Source organism: Virgibacillus indicus (genome assembly GCF_002266285.1).
Classification (GTDB): Bacteria; Bacillota; Bacilli; order Bacillales; family Amphibacillaceae; genus Virgibacillus_K; species Virgibacillus_K indicus.
In genome coordinates, this window is sequence record NZ_NPMS01000001.1 from 347847 (window position 1) to 366201 (window position 18355).

Below are 18355 nucleotides of genomic sequence, written 5' to 3' on the forward strand. Positions count from 1 at the left end.
ATTGCATATAAAATAATCCTGTTATCTGGTTTTCATTATTTTAGGAGGAATTGAAATGGGTACAATTTACAATTTAAACTATGATTATTCACATCAAAATGGGCATTCTATCATTTTTAATAAAAAAAATGATGAAGAACTGACTTCAGAAGATTTAAATGCTGTCCAGCTTAAAATGATGCAGTCAAATAAAATTCCTCATTTGCTGAAAATGTCTGTAGAGGATATGGATCTCACTTCAAAACTGCATTATGATATCACTTCAAAAAGGAAACTGATATCTTATTTCAGGGATAACAGCACATCTATGAATGATTATTATCAATTATTCCTGTCGATCATCACGACACTGGAAAATACCGGATCATATATGCTGGATCAGCAAAATTTCATTATAAAGCAGGAATTCATTTATATTGGTGAACATGCCGGCGATGTCTATTTGACCTATTTGCCTGTTGCAAATCTTGAAAAAGATACTGACGTGACAGAAGACTTCAAAAAGCTGCTGACAGATGTTGCGGGTGAGGTGGAAGGACTGCAGGGGAATGAATTTAAAAGCATCTTGAATTATATCAAGAATACAGCTTTCAGTTTCTCAGGTTTAAAAAAGTTATTACTGGAGCTGATTGCATTGCGTTCCAATGTGAATATTCCAAATGAACAATATGGATTTGGAAACGGACCTTATAATTCTGTTAATAATTATAATATGCCTGTTCAAGCGGCGAATCCTTACGTCAGACAAAACCAGCAGCCTGCACACAGCCAGGAAAAAGCTTCTGAAATCCAGCCAGCAGAAACACAAAAAAGCAAAAAGAAACTCCCCCCGCTTTCTTCAAGGGAAAAGGTATATATGTTTGCTGGTTCATTGCTGGCACTTGCAATGGTGTGGAAATTATTTGATATAAATCCATCACGTGCCATGCTTTTAGTATCAGGTTTTTTATCAGTTGTAATCATTGCAGCGCTAGTTGTTTATTGGAGGGTATGGAGACCAGGAGTCAAGCCTGTTGAGACAGAACTGGAAAAAGAAAAAGATGCAGACCATAAGCCAACAGAAACACAAAAAAGACCTGTACAAACACCTAATCCGCAATTTAATCAGAATTACAGCTTTCAGGCACCTGATCAGGGAAATCCGGCATATTCCAATGTGGCACCTTTCCCATCCCAGAATTCAGCAGCTGCAGCAACTTTGGCTGTGGATACAACTTTATTGGCAGACAATAGCGAGGATACAGTTTTACTGGAAGATGAAGGAAATTTATCCTTCGCCAAGAAGGATTCTAAAGCTGAGGTACTGGCTGTTTTACTGAAAAGTACCCCTGAAGGACAAACAGAGAGAATAGATATTGATGCTAACAACTTTCTGATTGGAAGAAATACAGAATCTGTTAACTATACTGAGGAAGCTGTTGGTGTTTCAAGAATCCATGTTGAAATAATTAAAATTGATGGTTCCAGTTATGGTTTAAAGGATTTAGGCTCAAAAAATGGTTCAAAACTCAATGGCAATGCTATGGTTCCTTATAAAATATATGCACTTAATGAAGATGATTCATTCGAACTTGGGAAAGCCAGCTATACATTTAAATGGAGTAATTCCTGATGAGTCTAAATTGGCAAACCGGCATTGCGACACATAAAGGAACCAAAAAAAGTAAAAATGAGGATTCCCATCTCTTTCGCATCCAGACTGACGCCAAAGGAAACGACATAGCACTATTTATTGTAGCAGATGGCATGGGAGGATACCAGGTTGGCGAAACAGCCAGCCGTCTTGCCATATCTGCTTTTATAAAATGGTGGGACAAACGCATTGATAAAATTGTAAAGAAAAAAGACGTAATCACCCGGGTTCTTCGCGAAGGGGAAAATGTAATAAGAAAAATTAATAAAACCATTATGGCAACAAGCAAGCACATGGGAATAAAAATGGGTACCACACTGTCGCTATTAGTTTTATATAAAGGACAATACGGTGTTATTCACATCGGCGACAGCAGGATTTATCAGATGAGCGGCTGGAACTATGGACTTCAGCAGTATTTTCATATACATGAACAAAACGGGCGCTTACTGGATATGGAGAATACGGATGTTCTGGAATCAGACCCAAAACTGCATAAGCTGACGGATGATCACTCCTGGGTAGATAGCCAAGTAAAAGCTGGTACAATCACAGAGGAAGAAGCCAGAAATCATCCAAAAAGGAATGTGCTGACACAGTGTCTCGGAATTGAAGGTAATATTACCCCCCATATAGAATATGGCAATTATCAATCCAGTGATTTGTTTTTAGTCTGCAGTGACGGATTCCATTCATTGTTTTCCAATAGTGAAATCAAAGATATGCTGATAAGTCTGGAGAAGGAATATACCAATCTACAGTCAATCTGTGATTATTTGATTAACTTTTCGAATTTCCGGGAAGCAAATGACAATATCACTTTGATTTTAATCAGAAATCTTTATGGGGATAACACTGTACAAAAGAAAAGAAAAAATATATTTTCACTTTTTGGAGGCAATGAATAGCTGCAGGGGGCTGAACAAATGAACAAGCATGGCATTCTAATAAAAGAAGGAGACATTTTAAATAATAAATACAAAGTTTTGTCACATATTGCTTCCGGTGGAATGTCTGAAGTTTATTTAATTGAGGAAATTAATAATCCTGCAAAGAAATGGGCAGCTAAAATAGCCAATATGTCGAGTAAGCTCGCGCCTAAGCTAGTTGATGAAACAAAAATCTTAAGTGAACTTGATCATCCCAATTTACCTCATGTTGCAGATTTCTTTTCTTCTGATGATTATTTTTTTCTAGTACTTGAGTATATAGATGGGGTAACGTTATCCGAATACTTTGAGCAAAATAATTATGAATTGCCTACAGATATGGTTCTCCAAATAGGTCTCCAGCTGTGTGACCTGCTTCATTATTTACATAACAGGGAACCATACCCAATCATTTACCGGGATGTAAAACCGGGAAATATTATGATAATGAATGATAGAACTATAAAATTAATTGATTTTGGTATCGCAAGAAAGTTTCAGGAAAATCGGATGAAAGACACTGTTCAGATTGGAACGGTCGGATTTGCTGCACCAGAACAATTCGAAAAAAAGCAAACAGACACAAGAACTGATTTATTTTCTTTAGGTGCACTGCTTTATTACCTGCTTTCGGAAGGGAAGTATGTATATGTAGCTCAAAAACCAATCAGACATTTTCAAAAAAAGCTTTCGAAAAGCCTAGAGAACAGTATTGACCAATTAGTTCAATTAGAACCAGAAAACAGGCTTCAGAATGCAGTGGAAGCTAAAGAGCTCTTATTAAAAGCGAGAGAAGAATATAAAATAAACGATATCAGAAATTGGAATTGGTCAGATATAAGGTACATATCGACCATTTCCGTTTCCGCGATTGTTGTAGGATATGTTATTCTATCCTTTATTTTTTAGTGGTATGAGGAGGCTATTGTATGACAGATAAATATAAACTGCAGCATGGTTTTATCAATGAGAATAATAATTTCGTCAATTATGAAATTCCAAAAGAACAAACAGAACTAGTTGATATTGAACAGCTTAATGAATTAAAAAAGAATGATTCATTATTTTTTGAATGTCAGCATTATACGGTTGAAGAAAAGATGCTGCGGTTTTCTTATAAGAAGCCGGAAGATTTTAAGGCATTAAACAAGTATCCGGAATTAGATACTGCAATGAAGCAAAAAATCGCATCAAAACTGCTGTCAGTCAAAAAAATTATAGGTACGCAATATACAGCATTGATCCACCCGGATAATATTTATATTAATGAGAATGGAGATGTCAAATTTGCCCACCGGGGAATTCGGGCAGTCCTGCCTCCAAAAGAATTGACATCGCATCAATTGATTAATGAAATGAAAATAATCTTGCTTTACTTATTTTCATCCTATAGTTTCGCTGATTTAACTGCAGCAGATTTAGAGAAGCTTGAAGTCAGAGATCCAGGTATAAAGAAGGTCATTGCTGCAGAATCTTTTAAGCAGCTGGAACATGCTTTAAAAGAGGTTAAACCAGAGGAAAATCCAAAATACAAAAAACCAGCAGCTGCAATTAAAGAGAAAGTACAGAAACCTCAGCAACGACTATCCTTGCTGTCTGGTTTATTGTTAGGTATTTTAATTGGAATGATGGCCTTATATTTTATTAAAGTAGTACCGTTAACAGAGGCATCTACCGTTACAGCAAATAACCAAAGTGAAAAAGAAGAAAAACTAGCTAATGAAAAAGAAGAATTAAAATCCCTGCTCGAGACTAATCGGAAAACGATGCACGGTTACCGTTCAGCATTGGTTGGAGATACAGAAGAGGCAATTGTCATATTAGAAGGTATTGAAAAGCTTGATGAAAGTGCAAATCGAACTCTGATTGAACAATATATTAAGTTGAATTCGGTAGACAGTCTAACGAAAGCTGCAAGCCTAAGCGAAGAATATCACTCAAAGATCTTAGAAAAACTTAAGGAGTTAAAAAGCGAAGAGGCAAATCAGGCAATATTGGATATGAAATCAGATTTGCCAGAAGTCAAGATTCAGCAAGCATGGTTAAATAGTGATTATAAGAAGGTTACAGAGATATTTAATCAGAATCCTGATGTGAACAATGCGAAATATTTAGCAGCAAAAAGCTATATTGAACTGAAAAACCATGAGGAAGCTTTGAAACTTGGAAAAGAGCTCAAGAATAAGGAAATCGAGATAGATAGTCTGGAATTAAAGAAATCAGAGATTGAAAAAAATAATGATATGGAAAAAGAAGAGAAAGAGGAAGCTATTAAAAAACTGGATGAGGAAATCAAAAAATTAAAAGACTAATATCAAGATTATAATGTGTTGTATATTGCAGCACATTTTCTGTTATAGTGGTCGAATAAGGAGGCGATCTGTTTTTGAGTGATGTTTTCTCTGTTATATTTGAATTTTTAAGCAATATTTTCACAACAGTAGTTGAGTTTTTACTTACTGCAGCTTTCTGGGCAGTGGATAAATTAAGTGTGCTGCTGATAAATTTGGGCATAGCTGACAGCAAAACTTCTGCAATAGTCATTTCAATAATTATTGTATTTGTGATCTTTATAATACTATTTGCAATATTTATCGGATCAGGCCGAAAAACTGGCGGATCAATGTATGATGATTAAGAAGGACTTGAAGAATTAGCTTCGGACGAAGAAATTACGGGTACTTTAGTATATGGCAGCAGTTATTTTGATTTGCTGTACTTAACGTATGAAGCAGAAGCTATTGATATCGAAACTAAGTTTAAAATACCTATTCCAGAAGAATAATATTAAAACTTGCCCAAGGGAATTTTCTTCCTTTGGGTTGTATAATTTGCGAGTACTATTAATTCAAAGCATAAGAAATTAGATGGATGTATTGTCATTTATTAAGCGGTAAAATACATTTCTGTGACTATTGTTTTTAACATCTATGGTTAAGGTTTCAAAGATGGACAGTTAGTATTATGCAGCTATTTTTATTTTCATATTCGAAATATGTTGTTATAATAAGGTAACTGTAGGGAGGGATCACTTTATGAGCGATAATGACAAAAACTCACGCTTGGACAAGTTTGAAAAACGCAGAAAAAATACAAAAAACATTTCAATTTTGCTTATAATTGGTGGTATTCTTATCATCATCTTACTTGGAATTTGGTTATTCGGCGGTGGGAATGATGAGGAAAATGCAAATCAGCCGGATGAGGCATCTGAAGACATCGTAATAAATGAGGATAATGAGAATAGTAATACAGAAGAAAATGATTCCAATGCAGATAACGAAAATTCCGATACTGATTCCGAAAACACAGAGGAAACCGAAGATGATTCAAATAATGACCAAAAATCGGATGAAGAAAACAACGAGGATAATAATGAAAATGTGGAAACTGAAGAAGTGGAACCCTCGGATGATAATGTATCAAAAGCTTATACAGGCAATTGGGAACCTATAGGAACAGAACAGGAAGGTCCACATACTACGACATATGAAGAAGGTACTGCAGACCGTCAAGAATTGAAACAAGCTGCGAGCGTTGCAACTGGAATAGCGGAGAATGACATGATTGAATGGTGGTATGAAAACGGCGGGGATCAAAAAGTAATTGCAACTGTTTCCAATAATGCCCAAACAGAAATTTACCGCGTTTATTTATCCTGGATTGATGAAAAGGGCTGGCAGCCTACTAAAGTGGAAGAATTAATCGAAAATGACCGAAAGAACATGTAGGAAATGCTAAATGGAGGTATAGGCATGACGATTGGCATCATCGGAGCAATGGATGAAGAAATAGCTTTATTATTAGAAAATATAACTGAAAAAGAAAAGATAACTGTAGCAAATTGTTTATTTGTTAAAGGCAAGCTTTATGATAAAGAGGTTGTTTTATTAAAATCGGGGATTGGAAAAGTCAATGCAGCGATGGGAGCAGCAATCATGCATGAGAAATTTAATCCCACACATGTGATAAATACTGGATCTGCTGGGGGATTCTCGAAAAATCTGGAAATTGGGGATATCGTTATCTCCACACAGGTAGTTCACCATGATGTAGATGTTACAGCATTTAATTATGCCTATGGACAAGTTCCGGGAATGCCGGCAATGTATCCGGCCGATTCTGATTTAGTATTAAAAGCAGCTGAAGCAGTAAAAAAATTATCGATTAACTATGAAGAGGGATTGATTGCCACCGGGGATTCATTTATGGAAGAACCGGACCACACAGCTTTTGTCCAAAATAAGTTTCCAGCAATGATTGCTGCTGAAATGGAAGCAGCTGCTATAGCACAGGTTTGTTATCAATACAATACACCATTTGTAATTATCCGTGCTTTATCTGATATTGCAGGAAAAAAATCCTCTATTTCATTTGATGCGTTTCTAGAAAAAGCTGCGAAAAACGCAGCAAATTTAATTATGCTGGTAATCAAAAAATTATAATGAACTGATTACACTCTCCTCCCATTAAATTAATAATAATCAGAAGAAGGGGAGGTGAGTGTCAGATTTCAAATGAGCATTGATGCGAAAGCGTTTACGCTCATTTATTGTCCGTTCCTCTCTTTACGGTAGTACTCATGAAATACTTTCATTAATGCTCTTTTTTCAATTCGTGATACATAGCTTCTTGAAATATTCAGCTTTTTGGCAATCTCACGCTGTGTCATTTCCTTATAATTGTTTAAGCCATAACGGTATACAATTACCTCACGTTCCCGGTTATCAAGTATCGTAAAATAATCCTGCATTTTGGCTATTTCCATATTCAGCTGAATGTATTCAATGACATTTTCGTTCTCTGCCTCCAGTATATCAATTAAACTAATTTCATTACCTTCTTTATCCTGCCCGATTGGATCGTGCAGGGATACATCCTTTTTTACCTTTTTTAAAGCCCGCAAATGCATCAAAATCTCATTTTCTATACAACGGGCAGCATAGGTTGCAAGCTTTGTTCCTTTATCAACTGAAAAGCTTTCGACACCTTTAATTAAGCCTATGGTGCCAATGGATATTAAGTCCTCCACATCTTCTCCAGTATTTTCAAACTTTTTAACAATATGTGCCACCAATCTTAAGTTATGTTCAATCAGCTTATTTCTGGCTTCTTCATTTCCATCTTGCATTTCATTAATGTATTTTGCTTCTTCATCCGGCGGCAGTGGTTGTGGGAAAGCATGGTTTTTAACATAAGAAACAAAAAATAAAGCTTCTTTAATCAGAAGTCCAAGCACAGTTAGAATTCCGGACAAGTAAATACACCTCCTCTGGATGCTGCACTAGGCTTTTGCCTATATATAACATCTTTATGAGGCTGTTAATGGTTTCGTGTCTGTCCGTATAAATATAAAAGAAAAAAAGGAAGTCCTATTTTAAGAACTTCCCTTCAAAAGATTTACATATTATCTTGCTGATATTTTTTTATTGCATCTTCATAAGCATCCTGCCTGTTTTTCAGATATGGCTTTACCCCGTTTTTGTGTGCAGCCCTTGATATCATATGGGCTGAGACAGGAGCAGTTAATAGAATAAACACGATTGCCAATAGCAATTTTCCACTTACAATCGAATGTGCCACATAGAGATAAAGAAAAGAACCAATTAATATGCAGGCGATGCCAAGTGTGGAGGCTTTTGTTGCGGCATGCAGTCTCGTATAAACGTCCGGGAAACGAACGATTCCAATGGATGCAGAAAGAATAAAAAATGTGCCAACTAGTAAAAAGAGTATTGTTAATATATTGATAATAATCTCAGTCCAAGTCTCTATCAATGATAACACCCTTTTCCAGATATTTTGCTATGGCAAGAGTACCAAGAAATCCTAATATCCCAATCAACAAAACAACATCATTTAATTTGGTGGTTTCCAGAAAAATAGCCAGTATCCCAGCTATACCCATCAGATTAATTCCGATTGTATCCAGGGACACTGCACGATCAGGCTGTGTAGGACCTTTAATAATCTGATAGAGCAATAAAGCTAACGATAATGAAATTCCGGCAGAGCAAATAATCAGGGTGATGCCAAGAAAACTATCTGTAAACTTTAGTAAATCTGTCATCTTGTCACCTCCATAATTGCTTTTTCAAATGTATCCTTAATTGAACTGATAGATTCTTCTACCGTATCGATATTCATCGCATGGATATATAAATGTGTGTTGTCATCAGAAACTGCGACAGACAAAGTACCAGGTGTTAATGTAATTAAATTGGCCAGCATTGTTATTTCCCAGTTGCTCTTTACTTCAATTGGCAATTCAAATATTCCTGGTTCTACATCAAGTTTAGGCGTGTAAACCAGCTTCACGATGTCGATATTGGAAGATATCAGCTCTTTAATAAACAGCAGGATCAGGCTAATGATCTTAAAAACCCTTTTTAAATAAAATGTATCCGGAATAAATCTGTTTAGCAGGAGTAATAGAAGAATACCCAATAGGTATCCGCCTATGAAGCTTGATGCAGAATAAGATTCACTCAGAAACATCCACATAAATGCAATAATTAAATTTATAACTATCTGAAAGGCCATAATCGATTACTCCTTTAATACAGAATCAATATAAATTTCTGGATCCAAAAGGTAAGCAGCAATAGAATCAACAATTGGATAAAAGTATTCTGCGCCGACTCCCAATGCTACTGAAAATGCAAGTAAGAAAACAATTGGTGCAATCATTCCTTTTACAGGCTTTTTCTTAAAATCACCCATTGCATCTTTGTCTCCCCAAAAGCCTTTAATGAAAATTTTCATAATAGAATAGAGGATTAATAAACTTGTTAGCAGGCCAATAATGACTATTGCAATTTCGCCTTCTTTAAATGCACCTTGCAGCAGCAGCAATTTACCTATAAATCCACTGAATGGCGGGATTCCTGCCAGAACAAAGGCAGCAACAAATAATAGCCAGCCAAGAAATGGATAGTAGTTAATTAAACCACCCATTTTTCTAAGGTCAGAAGTTCCAGCTATGTATGCTATAACCCCAACTATTAAAAATAATGCCGCTTTTATTATCATATCGTGAATCAGATAATAGACAGAACCACCTAAACTTTCCTGGTTTAACACACCAATTCCCAGGATGATAAAACCGATTGCAGGGATAATATTATACGCAATAATCAGTTTTATATTATTTGTCGATAATGCGCCAATAACTCCAAATATCATGGACAGACCGGCAATCCAAATAAATGTTTCATGTGTCAGTTCTAATTTGTAAACGAATATGAGAGAAAAGACTCTTAAGATGGAATAAATACCAACTTTTGTCAATAATGCTCCAAATAGTGCAGAAATGACCGGATTTGGAACAACATAAGATTTTGGCAGCCAATAATAGAGCGGGAATAAAGCTGCTTTTGTTGCAAAGACGAAAAACAAGAGAACTCCGATAGCAGTTAAGACACCTTGCTGTTCTACTTCCTGTACGCGCTGTGCGATATGTGCCATGTTAACCGTTCCGACAACAGCATAGAGAAACGCAATTGCTGTAACAAACAGCATGGAAGAGAAAACGTTAATCAGTAAATATTTTAGCGATTCCCTTAACTGAACTTTATCCCCGCCTAGAACAATTAATCCATAAGAAGCCATCAAAAGTACTTCAAAGAATACAAAGAGGTTAAATAAATCTCCTGTAACGAAAGCTCCGGATACTCCTGAGATAAGAAAGAAGAAAAGTGGATAGAAGTAAAATTTTTCCTTTCTTTCTAAACCAGCATTTGGTGCATAAAAAGCACATGCTGCTGCAATCAAATTGGTTGTTAAAACCAGAATAGCTGCTAAAGAATCAACTACGAGAATGATTCCATAGGGTGCTGCCCAATCTCCTGTTTCAAGTATAATGGATCCATTCTCCAGAACATACCAATTGATGTAAAGGGCTACGCTTAAGTTTATCAATGAAAATAACTTTGCTAATCCACGGGAAATATTAACTTTTGAATTAAAGAATACCAGGATAATAGCTGATATTAATGGAATGATGATTGGTAATACTGCTAAATTACTCATTTTCGCTACCCCTTAATTGTTCCATATTATCTGTATTGTTTTCTTGAGTTGTTCTGTAGGCCAATACCAAAAGAAGACTGGTCACTCCAAAACTGATAACAATAGATGTCAGGATTAATGCCTGTGGCAGTGGATCCGTATAATCTGAAATTCCATCAGTTAGTACAGGGGGCTGGCCGGTTTTGAGTTTTCCCATAGTAAAAATAAACAGATGTGCTCCATGCGATAATAATGTAGTTCCAATTACAATCCTTAGTAATTGTTTTTGTAAAATGTTATAAATCGCTGCAGCAAATAATACGCCCGATAGGATGGATATAATTATTTCCATTTATTCCGCCCCCTTATTCTTTTTGTATTTAATGAGGCCGATAATCGCTAGTGCTGCAATTCCGAGTACAGCAATTTCAAATAAGGTATCTAGTCCACGCATGTCTACCAAAATTACATTAACAATATTATCTCCCCCACCAAGAGTGTAGGATGTTTCAATAAAATACTCTGAAATTGAATCAAACCAATTGCTGCTGTGTGCAGATATACCAATGGCTGTCATTAGTGCGCCAAATCCTATTGCGATTGTTGCATTGGCGATTTTGGTTTTGGCTGAATCTGTTGACTTCTTTAATTTCGGAAGGTGGTAGAAACAGAGTAAAAACAATGCAACTGATATGGTTTCAATAACGAGTTGTGTCAAAGCGATATCAGGAGCTCTGTAAGTCACAAATAGAATCGCTACCCCGAAACCAACAACCCCAAGTACCAGGATTGCAGCAACATTATGATTCATAAAGATGGTTGCAATTGCTGCAATAATCATAATTATGACCACTGAAATTTCAAGAACTGAAAAGTCAGCTGAGTTATCAGTTGACAAAGCAAACCCATTTGTCAGCAGCATGAAAATAAATGTAACGATCAGGGTTGTACCTAGAATTAACGTCATATACGTTTTTAAAGAACCATTCATATAGTAGTTGGTAACACCTGCTGAATAACTGTCTATTTTCTCAATCAGTTTGTCATAAGCCTTATTAAAGCTTAACCTGCCTGGCAGAACAGTGTATACAGATGCCCATTTTTTGCGGGTCATAACTAATACTGTACCCAGGCCAACTACTATTAATGACATAATCAGCGGTGGCTTAAACCCATGCCAAAAGCTGACTTCATGGAATTCCACTCCACTGTTAACAGCCTGGGCGGCATGAAGCAGGAAAGGTGCGTTAGCCAGATTAGGGAATAATCCAATTACAACTACTCCTAAAACTAAAACAATTGGTGAAATTAGCATTCCCATTGGTGCTTCATGGGGTTTTTTTGGTAATAAATTGAATTGTTTGGGCCCTGTAAACACACCAAAAAAGAAATACATGGAATAAACAAATGTGAAGATACTTCCGAAAACTGCCAGATATGGTATTGCCTGACTAAGTATTGTGGCAGCATCTAATCCAAGAGTTGCATCAAAAAATAACTCTTTACTGTAAAAACCATTTAAAAACGGCAATGGCACACCGGCCATTGAAAATGTACCGAAGAGAGCAAGTGTTGCGGTCATTGGCATAAATGTAAGCAAACCGCCAAGTTTCCTTATATCTCGTGTACCTGTTTCGTGATCGATGATACCTGCCACCATAAATAGACTTCCTTTAAAGGTTGCATGGTTTAAAATATGGAATACAGCTGCAAATACAGCGGCTTCTGTACCAAAACCAAGCATTGCCATGATCATACCAAGCTGACTGACTGTTGAAAATGCCAATATTGCTTTTAAATCTGTTTGTCTCACAGCCATATAGGATCCCCAGCATAAAGTAATGATTCCAATTAGGCTTACAATTATGAAGAACAATTCGTAACCTGAGAACACAGGTGAGAAACGTGCGACTAGAAACAAACCAGCCTTAACCATCGTTGCCGAGTGAAGATAAGCACTTACTGGAGTAGGTGCTTCCATTGCGTCGGGCAGCCATATATGGAAAGGGAATTGGGCTGACTTCGTAAATGCTCCCAAAAGGATCAGGATTAAGATTAACGGTAAATAATCGCTGGTCAAAATCATATCGGATTGTGCGATCATTTGCTGAATGCTAGTTGTTCCAGTAATTACAGATAGCAGTATAAAGCCACCAAACATGCTAAGGCCGCCAAATATTGTGATCATCATGGATTTTAAAGCACCATACCTTGAGCGTTCTTTAAAATGCCAATACCCAATTAACAGAAAAGATGAAATGGATGTCAATTCCCAGAAGGTGTATAAAACAAATATATTATCTGATAAAACTACACCTAGCATTGCAGTCATAAACATCAGCAAATAGACATAAAAATGTCCCAGTCTTTCTTGATTGCTGAGATAAAAAATAGAATAAAGCACAACAAGTGCCCCAATTCCGCTTATCAGCAGAACAAACAATAAACTTAATCCATCTAAGTAAAAATCAAAATTTATTCCCAGGGAAGGTATCCAGTTCACCGTTTGTCTTACAGGAGTAAAATCATTGCCGATAAACCGTACAAAATAAATAAATATAACTAAAGGAATAATAAAAACGAAGTAGCCGGTATGTATCTTATGCTTTATTTTACTCAGGTAAGGAATAAAACAGGCAATAAGAAGTGGAATTAAAACTGCAAATATCATCTATTGGGAGTCCTCCTTAGTAGATTTTGAACTATATTATGATATGGATTTAATAGGGAAGTATAGGTTAATGCTGTTACATGGAATTGGCGGGTATATTTGCATCCATCATTCTTAATATACTTCAGTTTATGTATGTTATAAATTGAAAAAACATCCATAAAATAGTTTAACATAATATCGAAAGAAGAAAAATAAATAACCCCTTGCTATATTAATTACAGCAAGGGGCTAAAAGATTACCTGATTATATTATAATGTTGATAAACTTGATTTGGGACATTTGATTTTATGAGACAGATACCTTCTATGAATTTCTTCTTCTATCAGAGAAAGAAAGTCAGGGCTTAAATCCAATTCATATGCTTTATGGTACGATTCCAGCAATAACTCATCTGATAATTGCTTCATGAATATTGCCCTCCTAAAAAGTCTTTCGTGTTTTGAAGTTATTAATAAAATAACATGATAAACCATGCTGGACAAGGGATAAGTTATCTACATATTGCTGTAGATAACTTGTGAATAAGATGCATTTTATTAATGCAAATGGTATTATAACGGCACGTAAAATGTTGATAAAGTTATCCACAATGCGAAAAATGAAGTTATTTGTCGAACGATTTTTGCAAAAGTTAGCGGATTTTTGCATAGAATAACCAGTTATCCATATAAAAATGAGGTTTCTTGTCATATTCATTGACGTGTGCTTTAACAGATAAAACCAGCTTTTTCTTTTCTTGGATTTACAATTGCTATATTATAGAAGAAGGCATTATATGTGATAGGATTATTATGGAAAACTTATTTGTATGAAAGCTATATGAAAGATAGTGATGAGGTGTAATTCTTGTTGAAATTATTTTTGCCAAATGAACATGTGAAAAGTATATTTGATATTCAGCCTGCAATTTTAAAACAAAAAGGAATCAAAGGTATAATTACGGATCTTGACAACACTCTTGTTGCATGGGATGTAAAAGATGCAACACCTGAAGTGATACAGTGGTTTAAGCTGATGAAAGATAACGATATAAAAGTAACAATAATTTCAAATAATAAACAGGAACGTGTAAAAGTTTTCTCAGAACCGCTTGGTACTCCGTTTATTTTTAGTGCCAGAAAACCACTAAGCCGCGCATTTAAATCAGTAGCACAGCAAATGGAAATGAGAAAAGATGAGATTGTTGTTATCGGGGACCAATTATTGACAGATGTCCTTGGTGGGAATTTCGCCGGATTCTATACCATTTTAGTTGTTCCAATTGTTCAGACAGACGGAAAAATTACAAAATTCAACCGGAAAATAGAACGGAGAATTTTAAATTATATGCGCAGAAAAGGAAAAATCAGCTGGGAGGAATAAGATTGGAAAATATTTATTGCCAGGGTTGCGGGGTTCTCATCCAAACCACCGATCCTAAAGCACCGGGATATACCCCGAAATCATCACTTGAAAAGGAAGACATACTTTGCCGGAGGTGCTTCAGACTAAAGCATTATAATGAGATACAAGATGTATCTGTCAGTGATGACGATTTTTTGAAAATGATCAGTTCTATACGAAACGCTGATGCTCTGGTTGTACATGTCATCGATATTTTTGATGTAAGTGGAAGTCTTATTAAAAGTCTGCAGCGTATTACTGGGAATAATCCAATCGTTCTGGCAGGCAATAAAGTGGATTTGCTGCCTAAATCCACGAATAAACGCAAGTTAACGCAATGGCTGAGATCATCTGCAAACGAAGCGGGAATTAAAGCAGAAGATGTATTCTTAATTTCTTCCACTAAAGGACATGGCATTGAAGAACTAACCAGCAGTATTGAAGCGTTAAGACAAGGTAAAGATGTGTATGTAGTGGGTACTACAAATGTCGGAAAATCTACGTTTATTAATCGGTTAATAAAACAATCTACAGGATATAGTGATGTGATAACTACATCCTATTTTCCTGGTACGACTCTGGGCTTTATTGAAATTCCGCTGGATGAAAAAACTGCATTGATAGATACCCCTGGAATTGTAAATAGGCAGCAGATTGCCCATTATGTAAGTGATCAGGATCTAAAAATAATAACACCTAAAAAAGAGATAAAAGCAAAAGTTTATCAGTTGAATGATCAGCAAACACTTTTCTTTGGCGGTTTGGCACGTCTTGATTTTATTAAAGGGGATAGGCAGCCGTTTGTATGCTATTTCGCAAATGAACTGCCAATTCATCGCACCAAATTAGAAAATGCTGATGAATTATACAACAATCAAATTGGCGAGCTATTATCACCACCAGATAAAGAAACAATTGGCAAATTACCGGAATGGACGACCAGCACCTTCCGTATTACGGGTGAGAAAACAGACATTGTATTTCCCGGGTTAGGATGGGTAAGTGTTTCCGGAAATGCTTCTGTTGCCGCGCACAGTCCAAAAGAGGCTGCCATTTCAATTCGAAAATCACTGCTTTAGGGGGAGAAATCATGGAGTACCGATTTGCACTTATCGGCTATCCAATCAAACATTCATTATCACCATGGATACATCAACAATTTTTAAAAAAAGCCGAATTAGATGGAGAATACTTTATTAATGAGATAACGCCTGACGATTCATTTGAAGAACAGATAAACAAATTGAAAAAAATGAATATCAATGGTTTTAATGTTACTGTGCCTTACAAGCAGAAAATCATTTCATTTTTAGATGAGATTGATCAAACTGCCAATGTCATGGGAGCGGTAAACACGGTTGCAAATCAAAATGGTAAATGGATTGGTTACAACACTGATGGAATCGGGTTTTTACATTCACTTAAAAATAGATTTCCAGAATTGCATGAAGATAAATCCAGCCGTATTTTAATTGTTGGTTCTGGAGGAGCTGCCCGCGGCATCTTTTATGCACTGGATGCGGCTGGATTTAAGTTTATAGACATTGCAAATCGAACTATTGAAAAAGCAAATGTAATAAAAAAACTTGGTTCATCAACTGGAAACGTACTTTCATTAAGCGAGGCGGAACAGCATATCGGGAATTATGATGTAATCATTCAAACGACAAATGTGGGTATGAAGCCTTTAGTGGATAATACGATTATTAATGTAAATAAAGTCCCGCCAGAGACAGTTGTAAGTGACATTGTTTATCAGCCCATAAAAACAAAATTTCTTCAGCAGGCAGAAGAAGCTGGTGCCGCGATTCATTTTGGACATTCAATGCTTTTATATCAAGCCCAGTATTCGTTTGAAATCTGGACAAATATAAAGGTGGCAATGAATGGATTGGACCGCGAATTACAATTAATATTGGAAGGAAGATAATATGTTAACAGGTAAACAAAAAAGATTTTTACGTGCAGAAGCTCATCATTTGAAGCCGATTTTTCAAGTTGGAAAAACTGGTGTGAATGAGAATATGATTGAGCAGATAAATGAAGCTCTGGAAAAAAGGGAATTGATTAAAGTTAGTGTTCTGCAAAATTGTATGGAAGATAAGGACACGGTTGCATCAGAAATTGCTGAGGGAACCGGAGCGGAAGTAGCTCAAATTATTGGAAATAACATTGTATTGTATAAAGAATCCCGGGAAAATAAGAAAATCCAATTACCTTAAATATAGGAGTCTGTCATGAAACGTATAGGAATTTTAGGTGGAACCTTTGACCCGCCGCATTTGGGACATTTAATAATTGCTGAAGAAGTGCGTCTGGCCTTAAAACTGGGAGAGATATGGTTTATTCCTTCATATACTCCGCCGCATAAGGATAAGGCTAAGACAGCAGCAGAGCATCGGATGAATATGCTTAAACTGGCAATCAAGAATAATTCTTCTTTTCAGATGAATACAATAGAAGTAGAACGATTAGGAAAATCCTATACGTTTGATACAATGGAAGCATTAAACAATGATTTTCCGGAAAATGAGTTTTATTTTATTATCGGTGCTGACATGGTAGAATATCTGCCGAATTGGAACAGGGTAGATGAATTGATTAATCTGGTGAACTTTGTCGGAGTTGGGCGCCCTGGGTACAAATTGGATTCAGCTTACTCTGTCAGAACTGTTGATATTCCGATGATTGACATTTCTTCAACATTTATCAGAAATCGGTTAGCAAAGAACCAGACGGTAAATTATTTAGTCCCGGAAACTGTCTATGCATATATTAAGGAGAAACAATTGTATGGAAATTAAAGAAGCAATTGAACATGTTAGGCCCCATCTGACTCAGAAACGTTTTGATCACACATTAAGAGTTGCCGAGACAGCAGTAAGCTTAGCTGATCAATATAAAGTATCAAAAGAAAAAACTGAACTTGCGGCTATCTTTCATGATTACGCAAAATACCGTCCATTGGATGAAATGAAAAGATGGATAATAAGCAGCCGGCTGCCGAAGGATTTACTTCTTTATCATCATGAATTATGGCATGGCCCTGTTGGAGCAATTTTAATAGAGAGAGAATTCGGGATAAAGGATCCGGATATTCAGCTTCCGATTCAATACCATACAACAGGCAGGGCGCATATGAGTGAAATTGAAAAAGTTATTTTTCTTGCTGATTATATTGAACCTGGGAGAAGCTTCCCAGGGATAGAAGAGGTTCGGAACATGGCCAGAAAAGATTTAACTCATGCATGCCTATTGGCATCGAGAAACACGATCCAATTTTTAATGAATAAAAAAGCAACGATTTACCCTGAAACGTTTCATGCATATAATGATTTAATAAAACAATATGGAGGTAATTAATTGATGGGAAATAAAGAAATACTTCAAATCGTGGCAGAGGCTTGTGATGACAAGAGAGCGGAAGATATTGTGGCTTTGGATATGAATGAGGTCTCCTTAGTTGCTGATTATTTCTTAATCTGTCACGGAAGTAATGAAAGACAGGTCCAGGCAATTTCAAGAGGAATAAAAGATGCTATGGACGAAAGAGATATAGCTGTTAAACGTATGGAAGGTTTTGAACAGTCTCGCTGGATCCTGGTTGATTTGGGAGATATCGTCTGCCATATTTTCCATAAAGATGAACGAAATTATTATAATTTGGAACGGTTATGGGGCGATGCTGTCCGTGTTCCACTGCAGATAGGGCAAGAAGGATAAAA

General features: G+C 36.2%; 22 protein-coding genes. 14 read left to right on the top strand and 8 right to left on the bottom strand.

All coding sequences use genetic code 11. From position 1 onward, the window contains the following. Positions 1 to 55 precede the first annotated feature (55 nt). The 7 genes from CIL03_RS01740 to mtnN all read left to right on the top strand — a co-directional run bounded on the left by CIL03_RS01740 (position 56) and on the right by mtnN (position 7007). Positions 56 to 1612: a DUF6382 domain-containing protein gene (locus tag CIL03_RS01740; RefSeq protein ID WP_094883488.1), complete on the top strand. Its 1557-nt coding sequence runs from the start codon at positions 56 to 58 to the stop codon at positions 1610 to 1612. Continuing rightward, positions 1612 to 2541, top strand: coding sequence for a PP2C family protein-serine/threonine phosphatase (locus tag CIL03_RS01745; RefSeq protein ID WP_094883489.1), 930 nt, complete (start codon positions 1612 to 1614; stop codon positions 2539 to 2541). The genes CIL03_RS01740 and CIL03_RS01745 overlap by 1 nt, the downstream gene beginning before the upstream one ends. 18 nt (positions 2542 to 2559) lie before the next feature. Then, entirely contained in the window at positions 2560 to 3471 is a 912-nt protein-coding gene (locus CIL03_RS01750; RefSeq protein ID WP_094883490.1) for a serine/threonine protein kinase, read from the top strand. Positions 3472 to 3491: 20 nt separating this feature from the next. Then, on the top strand, positions 3492 to 4874 hold the full coding sequence (locus tag CIL03_RS01755) for a type VII secretion protein EssB/YukC (protein WP_094883491.1): 1383 nt from the start codon (positions 3492 to 3494) through the stop codon (positions 4872 to 4874). A gap of 74 nt (positions 4875 to 4948) precedes the next feature. Next, entirely contained in the window at positions 4949 to 5200 is a 252-nt protein-coding gene (locus CIL03_RS01760; protein WP_094883492.1) for a hypothetical protein, read from the top strand. A 397-nt stretch (positions 5201 to 5597) separates the two neighbouring features. Next, the gene (locus CIL03_RS01765; RefSeq protein WP_094883493.1) at positions 5598 to 6293 is read left to right on the top strand and encodes a YrrS family protein; all 696 of its coding nucleotides are present in this window, start codon (positions 5598 to 5600) and stop codon (positions 6291 to 6293) included. Positions 6294 to 6317: 24 nt separating this feature from the next. Then, entirely contained in the window at positions 6318 to 7007 is a 690-nt protein-coding gene (gene mtnN / locus CIL03_RS01770) for a 5'-methylthioadenosine/S-adenosylhomocysteine nucleosidase (RefSeq protein ID WP_094883494.1), read from the top strand. A 104-nt stretch (positions 7008 to 7111) separates the two neighbouring features. Here the strand turns inward: mtnN and sigK are convergent, their stop codons facing one another. From sigK to sda, 8 genes are all read right to left on the bottom strand, one after another. Beyond that, positions 7112 to 7819, bottom strand: coding sequence for an RNA polymerase sporulation sigma factor SigK (gene sigK / locus CIL03_RS01775; protein WP_094883495.1), 708 nt, complete (start codon positions 7817 to 7819; stop codon positions 7112 to 7114). A 143-nt stretch (positions 7820 to 7962) separates the two neighbouring features. After that, positions 7963 to 8340, bottom strand: coding sequence for a monovalent cation/H(+) antiporter subunit G (gene mnhG / locus CIL03_RS01780; protein WP_094883496.1), 378 nt, complete (start codon positions 8338 to 8340; stop codon positions 7963 to 7965). Beyond that, on the bottom strand, positions 8321 to 8632 hold the full coding sequence (locus CIL03_RS01785; RefSeq protein WP_094883497.1) for a Na(+)/H(+) antiporter subunit F1: 312 nt from the start codon (positions 8630 to 8632) through the stop codon (positions 8321 to 8323). Before CIL03_RS01785 ends, mnhG begins: the two co-directional genes overlap by 20 nt. Next, a complete protein-coding gene (locus CIL03_RS01790; protein ID WP_094883498.1) occupies positions 8629 to 9105 on the bottom strand; it encodes a Na+/H+ antiporter subunit E in 477 nt (158 codons plus the stop codon). The genes CIL03_RS01785 and CIL03_RS01790 overlap by 4 nt, the downstream gene beginning before the upstream one ends. A 6-nt stretch (positions 9106 to 9111) precedes the next feature. Beyond that, positions 9112 to 10593, bottom strand: a complete 1482-nt coding sequence (locus CIL03_RS01795) for a Na+/H+ antiporter subunit D (RefSeq protein WP_094883499.1) — start codon at positions 10591 to 10593, stop codon at positions 9112 to 9114. Continuing rightward, positions 10586 to 10924 (bottom strand): Na(+)/H(+) antiporter subunit C, encoded by a 339-nt coding sequence (locus CIL03_RS01800; RefSeq protein WP_094883500.1) that lies wholly within the window; start codon positions 10922 to 10924, stop codon positions 10586 to 10588. The genes CIL03_RS01795 and CIL03_RS01800 overlap by 8 nt, the downstream gene beginning before the upstream one ends. After that, the gene (locus CIL03_RS01805) at positions 10925 to 13243 is read right to left on the bottom strand and encodes a Na+/H+ antiporter subunit A (RefSeq protein WP_094883501.1); all 2319 of its coding nucleotides are present in this window, start codon (positions 13241 to 13243) and stop codon (positions 10925 to 10927) included. A 252-nt stretch (positions 13244 to 13495) separates the two neighbouring features. Further along, positions 13496 to 13654 carry a sporulation histidine kinase inhibitor Sda gene (sda, locus tag CIL03_RS01810; protein WP_094883502.1) on the bottom strand — a complete coding sequence of 53 codons (159 nt, stop codon included), beginning with the start codon at positions 13652 to 13654 and terminating at the stop codon, positions 13496 to 13498. Positions 13655 to 14093: 439 nt separating this feature from the next. Here sda and CIL03_RS01815 point away from each other — a divergent pair, with 439 nt between their 5' ends. Genes CIL03_RS01815 through rsfS form a run of 7 tightly spaced genes read left to right on the top strand, consistent with a single transcriptional unit; the run spans position 14094 to position 18353 of the window. After that, positions 14094 to 14609 carry a YqeG family HAD IIIA-type phosphatase gene (locus tag CIL03_RS01815; protein ID WP_094883503.1) on the top strand — a complete coding sequence of 172 codons (516 nt, stop codon included), beginning with the start codon at positions 14094 to 14096 and terminating at the stop codon, positions 14607 to 14609. 2 nt (positions 14610 to 14611) lie between these two features. After that, positions 14612 to 15709 carry a ribosome biogenesis GTPase YqeH gene (gene yqeH / locus CIL03_RS01820; RefSeq protein WP_094883504.1) on the top strand — a complete coding sequence of 366 codons (1098 nt, stop codon included), beginning with the start codon at positions 14612 to 14614 and terminating at the stop codon, positions 15707 to 15709. A gap of 11 nt (positions 15710 to 15720) precedes the next feature. After that, entirely contained in the window at positions 15721 to 16560 is an 840-nt protein-coding gene (gene aroE / locus CIL03_RS01825; RefSeq protein ID WP_094883505.1) for a shikimate dehydrogenase, read from the top strand. A 1-nt stretch (position 16561) separates the two neighbouring features. Further along, on the top strand, positions 16562 to 16852 hold the full coding sequence (gene yhbY / locus CIL03_RS01830; RefSeq protein ID WP_094883506.1) for a ribosome assembly RNA-binding protein YhbY: 291 nt from the start codon (positions 16562 to 16564) through the stop codon (positions 16850 to 16852). Between the two features lie 15 nt (positions 16853 to 16867). Beyond that, the gene (locus CIL03_RS01835) at positions 16868 to 17434 is read left to right on the top strand and encodes a nicotinate-nucleotide adenylyltransferase (protein WP_094883507.1); all 567 of its coding nucleotides are present in this window, start codon (positions 16868 to 16870) and stop codon (positions 17432 to 17434) included. Beyond that, entirely contained in the window at positions 17424 to 17993 is a 570-nt protein-coding gene (gene yqeK / locus CIL03_RS01840; RefSeq protein ID WP_094883508.1) for a bis(5'-nucleosyl)-tetraphosphatase (symmetrical) YqeK, read from the top strand. The genes CIL03_RS01835 and yqeK overlap by 11 nt, the downstream gene beginning before the upstream one ends. A 3-nt stretch (positions 17994 to 17996) precedes the next feature. Next, positions 17997 to 18353, top strand: coding sequence for a ribosome silencing factor (rsfS, locus tag CIL03_RS01845; protein ID WP_094884419.1), 357 nt, complete (start codon positions 17997 to 17999; stop codon positions 18351 to 18353). Positions 18354 to 18355 lie beyond the last annotated feature (2 nt).

Coding starts and splice junctions, on each gene's coding strand:
- CIL03_RS01805 (WP_094883501.1), bottom strand. CDS start 13,243: ATGATATTTGCAGTTTTAATTCCACTTCTTATTGCCTGTTTTATTCCT.
- CIL03_RS01765 (WP_094883493.1), top strand. CDS start 5,598: ATGAGCGATAATGACAAAAACTCACGCTTGGACAAGTTTGAAAAACGC.
- CIL03_RS01745 (WP_094883489.1), top strand. CDS start 1,612: ATGAGTCTAAATTGGCAAACCGGCATTGCGACACATAAAGGAACCAAA.
- CIL03_RS01795 (WP_094883499.1), bottom strand. CDS start 10,593: ATGAGTAATTTAGCAGTATTACCAATCATCATTCCATTAATATCAGCT.
- yhbY (WP_094883506.1), top strand. CDS start 16,562: ATGTTAACAGGTAAACAAAAAAGATTTTTACGTGCAGAAGCTCATCAT.
- aroE (WP_094883505.1), top strand. CDS start 15,721: ATGGAGTACCGATTTGCACTTATCGGCTATCCAATCAAACATTCATTA.
- CIL03_RS01785 (WP_094883497.1), bottom strand. CDS start 8,632: ATGACAGATTTACTAAAGTTTACAGATAGTTTTCTTGGCATCACCCTG.
- sda (WP_094883502.1), bottom strand. CDS start 13,654: ATGAAGCAATTATCAGATGAGTTATTGCTGGAATCGTACCATAAAGCA.
- CIL03_RS01790 (WP_094883498.1), bottom strand. CDS start 9,105: ATGGCCTTTCAGATAGTTATAAATTTAATTATTGCATTTATGTGGATG.
- CIL03_RS01800 (WP_094883500.1), bottom strand. CDS start 10,924: ATGGAAATAATTATATCCATCCTATCGGGCGTATTATTTGCTGCAGCG.
- CIL03_RS01835 (WP_094883507.1), top strand. CDS start 16,868: ATGAAACGTATAGGAATTTTAGGTGGAACCTTTGACCCGCCGCATTTG.
- CIL03_RS01755 (WP_094883491.1), top strand. CDS start 3,492: ATGACAGATAAATATAAACTGCAGCATGGTTTTATCAATGAGAATAAT.
- yqeK (WP_094883508.1), top strand. CDS start 17,424: ATGGAAATTAAAGAAGCAATTGAACATGTTAGGCCCCATCTGACTCAG.
- CIL03_RS01740 (WP_094883488.1), top strand. CDS start 56: ATGGGTACAATTTACAATTTAAACTATGATTATTCACATCAAAATGGG.
- rsfS (WP_094884419.1), top strand. CDS start 17,997: ATGGGAAATAAAGAAATACTTCAAATCGTGGCAGAGGCTTGTGATGAC.
- CIL03_RS01750 (WP_094883490.1), top strand. CDS start 2,560: ATGAACAAGCATGGCATTCTAATAAAAGAAGGAGACATTTTAAATAAT.
- mtnN (WP_094883494.1), top strand. CDS start 6,318: ATGACGATTGGCATCATCGGAGCAATGGATGAAGAAATAGCTTTATTA.